This window comes from Candidatus Giovannonibacteria bacterium, assembly GCA_016432405.1.
GTDB lineage: Bacteria > Patescibacteriota > Minisyncoccia > UBA11713 > 2-01-FULL-45-33 > MFHE01.
Genome location: CP066687.1, coordinates 226179 through 237760, shown reverse-complemented (window position 1 = coordinate 237760; position 11582 = coordinate 226179). Strand labels below are relative to the sequence as shown.

The following is an 11582-nucleotide window of genomic DNA, read 5'->3' as shown; positions in this document are numbered from 1 at the left end:
CTACAAATGTTTAAAACGAAGTAAGTATATATTACACATAAACCATACAGTTTTTTTGTCAATCACATTCATTCTGTCTTTCAAGACAGCCAATTCCTCGCTCGGCGAAAGCTTAGTCCCAGCATAAGCGTCTTTTACGTCGCCGAGATATTTGGCGATGTTGTTTAAAATACTCTGCCTGCTGATACCGACAATCAATTCTGCTTTGGGATTGCATTTATAAAGTTCGTCTAAAAAAATCTCAAGCTCTTTTTTGGAAAAAAGATAGAATACTTCGTTCGCCACCACCGTGTCAAATTTAACGCTTCTCCAGTCCGCTACGTCGCTCAAATCAGGCAAAATGTCGTAGCCCACAACGCTCGGCAAAAGTTTTTTTAGTTCGCCCCTCCCGCAGCCGAAATCAAGCACCCGTTTACTGCTCAAATCACCTATTTTTATTATTTTTTTTAAAATTCTACGAAAATATACGCCTTTTATTCCCGTGTAATAATTTTTGTGAAAGTCAAAAAATTGAATCATGGGGCCTTTCTACAAATTATGGTCTGGTCCATGCCTCCGCCGAAAACCGAGGTAAGCGTAAAAATAGCGGCTACTCCGGCGCGATAAACGGTTTCTAAAACTACATTGCTTTTGGGCACATCTAAGGCGGCTAGCGGGAAATTATGATTTCTTTGCAAAAGAACTTCAAATCCGCAGTTTTCCAAAAGTTTTTTCAAAGACGCGTTTGTATAATGCTGCAGATGCGCGTGGTCATAAAGCCTTTCGTACGGGCCTCGAATGCCCAGCGCCTTCAATAAGCCGGCTAAACGATAAATTAGGCCGTTGCTGTTGATAGTCGCCACAACAGCCATGCCATCGCGCTCCAAAGCGCTGAAAATCTTTTTAGTAAATAAAACAGGATTCTCTATATGCTCAATAGCCATCAGACTGGTAACAACGTCAAAATTTTGCTTGAGCTCCATCGTATTAAAATCGCCATGTAAAAAAGAAATGTTTGCGTCTTCAAAAAGCCGAGCAACGTCTATGCCGCATAACGTTGAATTGCCGCGGTGCCGGTAAAAAAATTTTAGAAAATCTCCGTTGCCGCAGCCAACATCCAAAAGCGCAATATTTTTCTGACCAAAATGCGCATTGATTTGACCGGCTATAAAGCGAAAAAGTTTCGTGTTCGGATTTTTAAACCAGTTCTCGTGTTCTTTGGTAAAATAATCATGATTATATTTTTTTTGCTGGTCCGCAGGTATAACAGCAAACACATGGCTACACAAAGAGCACTCGTAAATAAAAAGCTCGGCATCTTTAGTCAGATTATTGGCAGCGTTGCCGCATATTGTGCATCTGGCTTGATTCATGTTTTTACAAACTTCAAAAACTCGTCGTAATCCCTGATGTAATCGCTTGCGTCTTCAAAATCGTCTGCCACGACAAGCATAATGCAGTCCTTGGAAAAATCCGTCATTGAATGCCACACTCTTTTTTTAAGCCGCATGCCGCGCGCCGGGTCATTCATTACAACGCTCCATTTTTTGTTTCCGTCATCCATATGGAGCGTGAATGAGCCCTGCAGGCAAAAAATTACCTGCTCCCGTTTTTTATGCGCGTGCATCCCGCGCGCAATCTGCCGATTGGGGACATTCTGTATAACGTAAAACTCTTTTATGGCAAACGGTATTTGCTCGTAGATCTTGCCTGCGTGTAGCTCGCCAACCGGCCCCTTAACCGATTTTAATATGATTTCATCCATGATTTTTTCGTCTGCCCGAAAATATAATCAGCTCCACCCACAAAAAAGCCAAACGCCATAATGTGACAACGATCCTACGGAAGTTAAAAAATTGAGAACTTCCATATGTGCGGTTGTAATGCGAAACTCCAACTTCAACAAAACGGAAGCCGGCTTGCTGAATTCTTTTTACAATCTCAATAGTTATGGTGCCGGTATCGCTTTTAAGCTCAACCGTGTCAAACACTTTTCTGCGAATTAAGCGGAAGTCGCAATCAGGGTCTCTAATTGGCAACCAAAACGCCCATCTTGTAACATGCTGATAAATAAAACCAATGATAATGCGGTACAACGGGTCGGCTCGTTTAATTTTGTAGCCATTTACAATATCTACTTCGTTGGTTAATTTATTCCACAGCATCGGTAATTCACTCACGTCATATTGCCCGTCGCCATCGGTATAAAAAACAAGCTCTTTTGTTGCCGCCTTAAATCCATTTCTAAGCGCCGCGCCGTAACCCCTCTTTTCGCGAAAAACTAATTTTAATTCCGGAACGCTCTTTTGAAGCTCCAAAAGAAGCTCGCGGCTGCCGTCGGTGGAGCCATCGTCTACGACAATAATTTCAAAATCGTCCGTGAGCGACACGGCGGTTTTTCTGCCTTCCAAAACCATTGTGGCGATTGTCCCTTTCTCGTTAAGGCACGGGAAAAAAATTGAAAGAGATCTGGCGGGCGAACCAGCAAGCGCCCTTTTTCTGATATCTGCGGACGAACGCCGCATCTCTTCGCTCGTGCTTTCATACTTCCTGGCAACACTACTAAGCCATGTCTGATTTTCTTTATACCAATCAATGGTCACCGGGATGTGGCTGTCCAGCGAACGCTGGGGGCGCCATCCTAAAGCGAGCAGCTTTGACGGATTAACCGCATACCTCCTGTCATTTGCCGGACGGTCTTCAACGAAAGTAACCAGGTTTTCCCGCTTGTTTAAAATTCTCAATATTTTTCCGGCAATATCCATGTTTGAGCACTCTTCATCTGCGGAAACGCCGTATATCTCCCCCGAGGGAGCTTTTTCCAAAAGAGCGAGGACGGCGCGGGTGTGGTCGTCTACGTGAATCCACGACCGCACATTTAAACCGCTGCCGTGAATCGGCAGGGGCTTGTTGTCCATTGCCAGCATGGCGAAAAACGGAATCACTTTTTCCGGATGCTGCCTCGGCCCGAAATTGTTGACCGAACGCGAAATGACCACCGGCAGGCCATAGGTTTTATGATAAGCACGCACAAGCATTTCGCCGGCGGCCTTGGAAGCGGCGTACGGAGAACTCGGCCTAAGCGGCGACTCTTCGGTAAACTTCTCCTGCGACTTAAAATGCAAATCGCCCCAGACTTCGTCCGTCGAGATATGAACCATCTTTTTAACGTTAGGCGAGCCCCTCAACGCTTTCAAAAGCGAGTGGACTCCTACGACATTGGTATGGACAAAATCGTCGGCGTCGGAATGGATTGACCTGTCCACATGACTCTCGGCGGCGAAGTTTACGACGAAGTCGGATTCCCGCATCAGCTTTTTTACGAGCTCCGTGTCGCAAATGTCACCTTTCACAAACCGGTATCTGGATGGCGGGACGCCGCGAAGATTTTCCTCGTTTCCGGCGTACGTCAAGAGGTCAAGATTTATGACAGCGCTCTCGGGGAAATTATCCAAAACATAATGGATAAAATTTGACCCCATAAATCCGCACCCTCCGGTTACAAGAAATCTCATATCTCTTATAACTTATCAGGTCGGATTAAGGTTTGGCAAGCAAAAAATGGAAGGTGTTGAAATATAACGGACGAAGCAATGTGAAATATAAAATAAAAAACGGCAAGCGCGTGATGCCGAAGAATTGTCTAATTTTCTCTTTTCGGATGTCTTCTGCGGAAAAACTGGCATTGTGAAGCATTTTCAAAACTTGTCCGTAAGTATAATAATGCATCGTGGTCAGTTTCTGGCGTCCGGCCGGGCCGTCCTCTTTTTGTTTTCCTAAAAATTTTAAAATCGGCTCTGTCCAAACCCTCGGCATCCAGTTTATAAAATAAAGCCGATAATGATAGTCGTAAACCCCCAAGCGATTGTGAAAACTTGTGTAGCATTTCCCTCCGGGCTTTAGAACCCGAAAAATTTCTTGGAGCATCTTAGAAGGATCGTCAACGTGCTCGCTGACCTCGGCGCAATTTACAAAATCAAAATGATTATCGGGGAACGGCAAGTTTTCGGCGCTTACCTTCACAACCTTTTCCCGGCCAAAGGCTGGTCCGCCTATTGCGGAAAAAATCCGCTCGGTGTTCGGCTCAACTCCGCACGCGTCAAATCCCAAGCCGGCCATCTCGCGCAGAAAATCGCCCCTGCCGGAGCCCACATCCAAGACCCTGCCGCCGGCGGGAATAAACTTGCTGCAATATTCGGCGTGAGTCATTTTTTAAAAACAAAAAACTTATAGCCAAGGAAATTGCCCAGGGCAGACGTCGGTATCAAAACTAAAAGCGCGAGATTCGCCCAAACTTTCAAATCAAAACCGGAGGGAGCACCGATGGTATTTATCATAAGATGCATAAACAAAAGCCCTAAAAGGGAAGTGACAACAGTCATGCTGAAAAATTTTGCGTACTGCGCGCGCGCATTGGCCAAATCGTTCGCCTTAAAAATCCAGAATTTATTCCACAAAAAACTTTGCGTTATCGTTATCGCAAAAGCAATTATTATAAAAACGTCCACCGGCCAACCCCTGGCAATGCCAGTAATTAAAATAAAAAAGTTGAAAATGCCCGCGTCCAGAAAAAAATTGAAGCATCCGACGAGGCCGTATTTTCCCAACTCCAGCAAGACGGGCCGCCTCGCCGACGTCAAATAAATCAAATAAAAACCGGCGAGCGCCGCCGCGGGCACGAAGACCAGCCAGACGGCGACAAATGTCGGCTCAAAAAAATTTATATTTTTTAACGTCGGCAAAGTCAAAAGCGCGATGGCTTCCCCCACAATTGCGGCCCGCAAAAGGTCAAACCGCATAACTCAAAAAAAAAGCTTAGCGATTTTTAAAATCCCCTGTTTCCACGGGACGCGGTGGGATACCCCGGTCTGGTTTTTAAATTTATCCAGATTAGCCAAATACCATTCATAGTTGCGGACGAGCGCTTCTTTGTTGGAATATTTTGGACGGAATCCCAAAATCCGTTCAGCTTTTTCCACTGACACAAAAGAGTCCTTGCCTGCGGTTTCATAAACCCATTTGTAAAGAGGTGAAAGGCGCAAAATCTCCAAGAATCTCAAAACAAAAATCATGGGGGCAGCGGGCAAACCGATAATTTTTTTGCCGAATCCCGCGCGGTCCAAAACCGCCTGCCAGTCCCGGCGCATCGTCGCAAAATCCTTTGCGCCGACATTGAAAGTGTCGTTGGCCTTTTCTTTCGGCAAGGTAGCCGAAAGAAAAATCGCCTCGCATAAATCTTCAACGTCTAAAAGCTGGTAGCTGTTTTTTCCGTTGCCGATCATGGGGAAATTGTGCCCGGTGCCCGCCCAATCGTAAAAAAGCGCGAAAACCCCCAACCGCTCGGGTCCCACAAAAGATTTCGGCCGGAGAATTGTAACGCACATTCCATTTTTTCTTGCTTCCTCGCAAAATTTCTCCGCCAGAATTTTCGCCTCGCCGTAAGGCCCAACTCCCTGAAGCTTATCATTTTCGTAAATCGGGTGGTGGTCGGGAATGCCGTAAACCGCCGTGCTGGAAATATGTATAAATCTGTCAACGTTGCGCCGCCCGGCGCTTTCTAAAACGTTTTTTGTTCCGTCCACTTCCGTGGAGTATATGTCTTTTTGCGAATAAAGCGGCAACGCGGCCGCCGCATGGACAACAATGTCAATTCTGTCCATCGCTTTATCAACGCCTGATTTATCTCTTGTGTCCCCGAGCAGCGCCTCAACCTTGTTTCTCTCCGGGTAATCAAACTGGGCCAAATCCAGAATTCTTACTTTCTGCCCTTTTTTGAGCAGAAAACGCGCGAGGTTAATTCCCAAAAACCCGGCGCCGCCTGTTATTAAATATTTTTTTGTTTCCATAATATAGCAGAAATAAAATCGTCAATAAAATACGCGACTTTAACAAAAAAATTCTCCCGGCCTGAAATTTTTCTTCTGACTTTAACGAATTCGGCTCCGATATTTTTCGCGAACAGCCCGTCCGTCAAAAATTTATCGCCTATCACCACAACTTTTTTCCCGGCCATATCAACGCCCTCTGCCGCTTCTCGGCTCGGCTTTTTTGCGCCGTTGCCTTTATTGCTGATTAAATGAACTTCGTTTTTGGCCTTAAGCTCCGCCAGCTTATTTAAAACCTCCTGACTCATTCCTTGATCTCCGTCCGGCCGCAAAGTGCCGTCAATGTCCAAAAAAATCACAGCCCCCTGCCGCGGCATATCCAGCTCCTCAAAAAATCTATCCGGCATAAAGAATCATTGCTACGGAAACCGCGAGCCAGATAAAAACAGTGGCGAGCAAATGTTTGTCTAAAAGCAAATCGTCCGTGGGACCATCGTCGCTCCGCGTTTTTATGTTTATCAAAAATAAATACCGAAAAAGCCCGTAAAGCACGATGGGTATTGTAATCATGAGAAGCTTGCTGTGCTCGGAGCTGAACGTATAAAAAGCGTAGGTGATAATGGTGGAAGGCAAAACAATCGCATTCATCTGGTCCAAGAGAGCGAGAGAATATCTGCCAAGCCCCTCGCGCGCTTCGGTTTCCTCTGCATGCATAAGCTCGTTTTTCCTCTTGGAAATAGCCAAAAAAAGCGTCAGGAAAAAAGTTGAAAGAATCAGCCATTCCGAAAACCGGACGTCTATGGCGACTGCGCCGGCGATGACGCGGATGACAAAACCCAAAGCGATTGTTATCACGTCAATTATCACGAAACGCTTGAGATAAAACGAATATAAAACATTAAGCGCCAAAAATCCGATAACGGCAAGCGCGAAAAAATTATTTATGTAAAAACTCCAAAAAACGGAGAGCGCTCCGAAAACCGCGGCTGCGAAAACAGCTCCGAATACTGGGAGCTCTCCAGCGGCGATCGGCCTTAGGCGTTTTTGCGGGTGTCTGCGGTCATACGGCGCGTCCACTGCGTCATTTAGCAGATAAATCGCGCTTGAGGCGAAGCAGAAAATGATAAAGGCCTCAAAAACAGCCGCCAGCTTCTCAATATCCGAAAACTGCTTTACGAAAATTATGGCGGCAAAAAGAAAGAGGTTTTTTATCCACTGCCTTGGCCGCATTGAGATTATTAAATTTTTTATAGTTTTTTTTAGCTCATCCATTTTTCAAAATCAGTCAAAAATTGGTTGACGACTTGGTCGGTTTTGAAGTGGGAAATCATATCTGGAAAAAATTTGGGGGGCACGGTCACAATATGAGCGCCGGCTAAACGCGCGTTTCTGACGTCAACGGCACTGCGCATGCTGCCCGCGATAATTTCTGATGGAATTTTGTCCTGGTCAAAAATCTGCCGCGTCGCCTGAACAACCTTAAAAGGATTGAAATCGTCGCTGTCTAAAGCTCTTTTATTTACGGCTTCATCTCGCTCTTTAGACATTGCCGCATCTGTCCCGCCGTCGCGGATTCTGCCCCAAAACAAACTGACGTATTTTGCGCCAGCACGCGCGGCCATCACGGCTTGCGTCACATTCATACAGGCAGTGCAGTTTACCGAAATGCCAGCCGCGCTCAATTTTTTAATGGTTTCAAGTTCATCCCACCCAACTTGCACCTTAATGCTCATTTGCGGATAAGCAAACTGCTTCATAAATTTCTGTGCCTGCTCCAAAATAATTTTTTGGTCGCGCGAAAAAACTTCCACGCTCAAATGAATACCCGGCTGATGTTTTTTAATCAGCTCCACAATTTTTCCGATGTGCGCCTCAAAAGAGGATTTCGGCTCTTTTGCCAGAAGAGACGGATTTGTCGTAATCCCCTCCGCGAATCCGCGTTTTAAGGCCTCCTCAATATCGTTTAAATTCGCGCTATCAATAAATATTTTCATTTATCAATTTTACCACTTCCGATAAATTTGTCACCCTGAAATCGGGCTCCAAATTTTTATTTTGTTCATGGTCTATTAAAATTATTTTGCATCCTGCGGCTTGGCCGGCTTTCACGTCGCTTTCAGAATCCCCGACCATAAAAGTTTTTTTTAAATCAATCCCCCATTTTTTTGCGGCCGCAATCAGCATTCCCGGCTTCGGTTTTTTGCACTCGCACCCGTCATCTCGTCCGTGAAAGCATATAAAAATATCGTCAAACGGAATATCCACAATCTGGTTCTGTATCCACTGCCAGTCTTCCTTTGTGATCCTCCCATACCGAATATCCGGCTGGTTCGTTGCCAAAATAGCAAGAAAGCCGTTTCTGCGCACCGCTTCAACCGCTTCTTTTGCCCCAGGCATAATTCCGCTTTTCTCTTTATATTCAGCAACGCTGTACGGCGGCCGCGGCACGCCGGCATCTACTACCGCTTTGAGAATCACGCCATCCCTGTCAAAAAAAACAGCTTTGTTGCCGACATGCGCCATATGTCTAAAATAATAACAAAATAAAAGGCCCGCCAGTAACGCGGCGAGCCGAGGCTCTCAAAAACTAATCAGCCAAAAACCTCATGATCTCAAAAAGCGCTTGGAGAGACAACGCTTCGGAGGTGTCAATTTTCATATGCGGGTACTTCTCAATCTCTGGCGGGATGGGCGGCTGTTCGGCAAGCAAGCGCTGCCATTCTTCGTCGGAACTTATTACTTTTTTGTCGCGGCCTTCGTCGCGTTTTATTATCCTTTCGCGAATCAAATCAGCCGGAGCATGCGCAAGAAGAATTTTAAGCTTATAGTTGATACCGGCGAGCTGGGGCAACAAAACCTTTTCAATATATCCCCACCGAATTTCCTTAACGTAATTTCCTTCCAAGATCGGGTGCTTCCCCAACTCCAGCGCCTGCCGCGCCAACATCAGCATGCAGTGGTAGCTTTGCAGCCATATGTGATCCCTGTAAATGGGACTCTGATTTGAAATGCGCTCGGAAACCAGATAACGGGACATGTCCCGCCTTTCCCCGCTTTTGGGCATCCATAAAAAAGCATCGTTAATCAGGTCCTTTTCTACATACACCGAATCAAACAACGCGGCCGCAATCGGCCTGAAAACCGTGCTTTTCCCGCTGCTTGCTATGCCCGCGCCCAAAATGAGCGTTGGTTTGTCCAACGCAAAACGGAAATTTGCTATCACGAGTCACCTCCGGGTTTTATTTTCTAGCCGCTATGCTAGCAAATCCTTTAATATTAGTCAAGAAAAATTGTTGTCTCTAAGACAACATCGGTTTTTCTATGCTTTCCCATTTTCCTTCAGTCATTTTTAATTCAGGATGAAAAACAATCGCGTGCCACAGCACCGCCTGCCATGCTTCCGCGTGCGCCGTCACGTTGTCCGGATTCACAACCGGCACCAAAACACAGGCATCGGCGACTTTAGCTGTATACCCGCCGTCGCGGCTCACAATGCCCAATATTTTTGCGCCGCGCTCTTTGGCGTGATTCAGCGCATGTACAATATTTGCGCTTATGTTTTTTTCAGCGTTGCCTCCGCCAACTGACAAAACCAAAACTGCGTCATTGGGCGTTATGTGATTATGCTCTAGCCAGCGCGCGAAAACAGAATCCCAGCCGTCATCGTTTACTCTAGCGGTAAGCTCGGCGACGTTATCCGTTGGAGCGTAAGATTGAATATGGGCAATTTTTCGGAAATCATTAACAGCATGCGAGGCGTTTGCCGCCGAACCGCCGACGCCGATAATAAACAGGCGCCCTTTTTTATTTCTTAAATCCCGCAAGATCCCGACGATTTTGCGTATAGAGCCACGGTCTATGCGTTTTGTAATCTCTACAACTTCGTTTAAATACGTTTCTATATGGTCGCTCTGCTGCATGGCTTTATTATACAACCTCCGCCGCGCTTATCAGTCACCGCCAAATTTGTACAAATAAATATTGTTAGACGCGGCAACCTCTCTTAAATTTCCGGAAAGGGGCGACAAATTCCACTCCGGATTTTTGTTTTTATCCCAAACGACGTAATTGACCTCGCCTTTTTTCAGAATGCCTGCAATGCCTTCCGGACTGGCTACTTTTTGATATCCGCGGAAAAGTAAGGCCGACGTTTCGTCTCTGCTTTTAACCGTCGCCGGGTCGCCCTTGGCCAAACGAAAACCATATTCCTCGTAATCAAAACCGGAATTAAAACCGGCCACAAAAAAATAAATAAGCGGGTAAAAACTGGTTCCCCATTCGCCTCCAACTCCGTATCCGGCATCTACATCGCGAAGCCGGCCCAAAAAATTGTCTCTGGCGCTCTTATCCAAATACATATACACGTACAGCGCATCTTTAATTCTTTCCATCGGCGTATTGTAAACCAAAGCAGTAGCATGCCCCCAAAATAAATCATGATGCGTGTACACCGGAAATAACATTGCGTAAGGCAGGGATGACGCGAGGATAACTCCCGGTTCGGCATCCGACTTCAACGCGTCAATAATAGGGCGGTAGTTCTGCCTGTATTCTTTGGCCTCCCGCGTAATCAGCGTCACCTGATACTGCCGCGAAGCCGCATTAAAATAAGCGGTGATAATTAGCGCCGCCAAAAAAATGGTTCCGTATTTTTGCAATATTAATTTCCCGCGCTCCCAGCCCCACACAAGCGCCCATCCAAGGTAAGCCCCAACGACGATAGAAGTCGGTATCGTAAAATACCAAAAATAGTGCATTATTTGCGGGACTCGCCCGGTAATTACCTGCTGGTTCAAAGCTATCCAATTTGCGAGAACAATAGACAAAAGCAAGGGGGCGTTCCTGCTCCATTTATTTCGGCACGCAAAGATAACTGCCAAAATTAACGCCAAAAATAAAATCTTGCTGAAAGGCGCCGGACTATGGTTTAAAGTAATCCCGTAATATAAAATTTGTTTGCCGATTTCCGAATACTGAAATGAAAACGTTTTAAAAAGAGTGTAAGCGCCAACGGCAAGCCCGATTGTAAAAACCCAAAAAACTTTTTTCGCTGATTCCCAATCCCTCAAAAAAATATAAATCAGAAACAAGCTCCCTGTCAGCGCCAGGGCAAAAGTCCATGTGTAGGGGTAAACGTAAAACAGCGCTCCGAAGGCAATGCCGGACCAAAGAATATGTTTTTTCTCCGATGATTTTAAACTTCTCGCAAGCAAATTGATGTAAATAAAAAGCGCCAGAAGCCCGTAAACGGGCATAATCGGCCGGCTGAATATGTTGGGGTCCGGATTGGTTGCAGTAATCGGCACATGGTAAAGCTTCACCAAACTGTAGCCGCCTATTGTAAATAGCGCTATCGCCGCGGACAATAATTTATGCGCGGAGAGGCGCAGGATGAAAAAATAAATGGAGAGGATTAAAAGGAAAACTCCCAAAAAAGCGTAAAGAGTGTATATAGGAACAATATAATCTGCCGCCGCGCGGGAAAGCCCCAGCATTCTAACCGGCGCGAGAAGAAGATATTCTATATAAACCTGGTGCGGGTCGGACGAATCGTTTTTGCCGATTTTAAGAACAATATTGCCCAAAGAATGGCCTTCCAGAATCTCTCTGCCTTTGGCGATATAATGGAAGTCGTCCGACCACTCACCAACATTTATGCCCTTATACGCATCGCCGGCCATAAACGGGAAAAGCAGGGCCGGCGATATCACCAAAAGCGCCAAACCGACTGCGGAAATCAATATAAATTTATGTTCGGTAAAAAAATTAGACATGTAT

General features: G+C 45.8%; 14 protein-coding genes. All 14 read right to left on the bottom strand.

The annotated features are described in order from the left end of the window. The 14 genes from HYW15_01575 to HYW15_01510 all read right to left on the bottom strand — a co-directional run bounded on the left by HYW15_01575 (position 1) and on the right by HYW15_01510 (position 11578). Positions 1-519, bottom strand: coding sequence for a class I SAM-dependent methyltransferase (locus HYW15_01575; protein ID QQG42879.1), 519 nt, complete (start codon positions 517-519; stop codon positions 1-3). After that, positions 516-1352, bottom strand: a complete 837-nt coding sequence (locus tag HYW15_01570) for a class I SAM-dependent methyltransferase (GenBank protein ID QQG42878.1) — start codon at positions 1350-1352, stop codon at positions 516-518. The genes HYW15_01575 and HYW15_01570 overlap by 4 nt, the downstream gene beginning before the upstream one ends. Further along, positions 1349-1744, bottom strand: coding sequence for an FdtA/QdtA family cupin domain-containing protein (locus tag HYW15_01565; protein QQG42877.1), 396 nt, complete (start codon positions 1742-1744; stop codon positions 1349-1351). Before HYW15_01565 ends, HYW15_01570 begins: the two co-directional genes overlap by 4 nt. Continuing rightward, complete coding sequence (rfbB, locus tag HYW15_01560) at positions 1737-3494, bottom strand: dTDP-glucose 4,6-dehydratase (protein ID QQG42876.1); 1758 nt, start codon at positions 3492-3494, stop codon at positions 1737-1739. Before rfbB ends, HYW15_01565 begins: the two co-directional genes overlap by 8 nt. A 25-nt stretch (positions 3495-3519) precedes the next feature. Then, positions 3520-4188 (bottom strand): methyltransferase domain-containing protein, encoded by a 669-nt coding sequence (locus tag HYW15_01555; GenBank protein ID QQG42875.1) that lies wholly within the window; start codon positions 4186-4188, stop codon positions 3520-3522. Then, positions 4185-4778, bottom strand: coding sequence for a GtrA family protein (locus HYW15_01550; GenBank protein ID QQG42874.1), 594 nt, complete (start codon positions 4776-4778; stop codon positions 4185-4187). The genes HYW15_01555 and HYW15_01550 overlap by 4 nt, the downstream gene beginning before the upstream one ends. A gap of 3 nt (positions 4779-4781) precedes the next feature. After that, positions 4782-5825 (bottom strand): NAD(P)-dependent oxidoreductase, encoded by a 1044-nt coding sequence (locus tag HYW15_01545; GenBank protein ID QQG42873.1) that lies wholly within the window; start codon positions 5823-5825, stop codon positions 4782-4784. Further along, complete coding sequence (locus HYW15_01540) at positions 5804-6211, bottom strand: HAD hydrolase-like protein (GenBank protein QQG42872.1); 408 nt, start codon at positions 6209-6211, stop codon at positions 5804-5806. Before HYW15_01540 ends, HYW15_01545 begins: the two co-directional genes overlap by 22 nt. Continuing rightward, positions 6201-7076: a decaprenyl-phosphate phosphoribosyltransferase gene (locus tag HYW15_01535; GenBank protein QQG42871.1), complete on the bottom strand. Its 876-nt coding sequence runs from the start codon at positions 7074-7076 to the stop codon at positions 6201-6203. Before HYW15_01535 ends, HYW15_01540 begins: the two co-directional genes overlap by 11 nt. After that, positions 7064-7798, bottom strand: coding sequence for a hypothetical protein (locus tag HYW15_01530; protein ID QQG42870.1), 735 nt, complete (start codon positions 7796-7798; stop codon positions 7064-7066). The genes HYW15_01535 and HYW15_01530 overlap by 13 nt, the downstream gene beginning before the upstream one ends. Next, positions 7782-8327, bottom strand: coding sequence for an HAD-IIIA family hydrolase (locus tag HYW15_01525; GenBank protein QQG42869.1), 546 nt, complete (start codon positions 8325-8327; stop codon positions 7782-7784). Before HYW15_01525 ends, HYW15_01530 begins: the two co-directional genes overlap by 17 nt. Before the next feature lie 64 nt (positions 8328-8391). Then, positions 8392-9027, bottom strand: a complete 636-nt coding sequence (locus HYW15_01520) for an AAA family ATPase (GenBank protein ID QQG42868.1) — start codon at positions 9025-9027, stop codon at positions 8392-8394. 76 nt (positions 9028-9103) lie between these two features. Beyond that, positions 9104-9724, bottom strand: coding sequence for an SIS domain-containing protein (locus HYW15_01515; GenBank protein ID QQG42867.1), 621 nt, complete (start codon positions 9722-9724; stop codon positions 9104-9106). Between the two features lie 30 nt (positions 9725-9754). Next, the gene (locus HYW15_01510; protein QQG42866.1) at positions 9755-11578 is read right to left on the bottom strand and encodes a hypothetical protein; all 1824 of its coding nucleotides are present in this window, start codon (positions 11576-11578) and stop codon (positions 9755-9757) included. Positions 11579-11582: the final 4 nt, after the last annotated feature.

Bases quoted from the DNA above. Each gene is read 5' to 3' on its own strand.
- HYW15_01540 (QQG42872.1), bottom strand. From the start codon at position 6,211: ATGCCGGATAGATTTTTTGAGGAGCTGGATATGCCGCGGCAGGGGGCT.
- HYW15_01570 (QQG42878.1), bottom strand. From the start codon at position 1,352: ATGAATCAAGCCAGATGCACAATATGCGGCAACGCTGCCAATAATCTG.
- HYW15_01555 (QQG42875.1), bottom strand. From the start codon at position 4,188: ATGACTCACGCCGAATATTGCAGCAAGTTTATTCCCGCCGGCGGCAGG.
- HYW15_01575 (QQG42879.1), bottom strand. From the start codon at position 519: ATGATTCAATTTTTTGACTTTCACAAAAATTATTACACGGGAATAAAA.
- HYW15_01525 (QQG42869.1), bottom strand. From the start codon at position 8,327: ATGGCGCATGTCGGCAACAAAGCTGTTTTTTTTGACAGGGATGGCGTG.
- HYW15_01510 (QQG42866.1), bottom strand. From the start codon at position 11,578: ATGTCTAATTTTTTTACCGAACATAAATTTATATTGATTTCCGCAGTC.
- HYW15_01535 (QQG42871.1), bottom strand. From the start codon at position 7,076: ATGGATGAGCTAAAAAAAACTATAAAAAATTTAATAATCTCAATGCGG.
- HYW15_01545 (QQG42873.1), bottom strand. From the start codon at position 5,825: ATGGAAACAAAAAAATATTTAATAACAGGCGGCGCCGGGTTTTTGGGA.
- HYW15_01565 (QQG42877.1), bottom strand. From the start codon at position 1,744: ATGGATGAAATCATATTAAAATCGGTTAAGGGGCCGGTTGGCGAGCTA.
- HYW15_01530 (QQG42870.1), bottom strand. From the start codon at position 7,798: ATGAAAATATTTATTGATAGCGCGAATTTAAACGATATTGAGGAGGCC.
- HYW15_01515 (QQG42867.1), bottom strand. From the start codon at position 9,724: ATGCAGCAGAGCGACCATATAGAAACGTATTTAAACGAAGTTGTAGAG.
- HYW15_01550 (QQG42874.1), bottom strand. From the start codon at position 4,778: ATGCGGTTTGACCTTTTGCGGGCCGCAATTGTGGGGGAAGCCATCGCG.
- rfbB (QQG42876.1), bottom strand. From the start codon at position 3,494: ATGAGATTTCTTGTAACCGGAGGGTGCGGATTTATGGGGTCAAATTTT.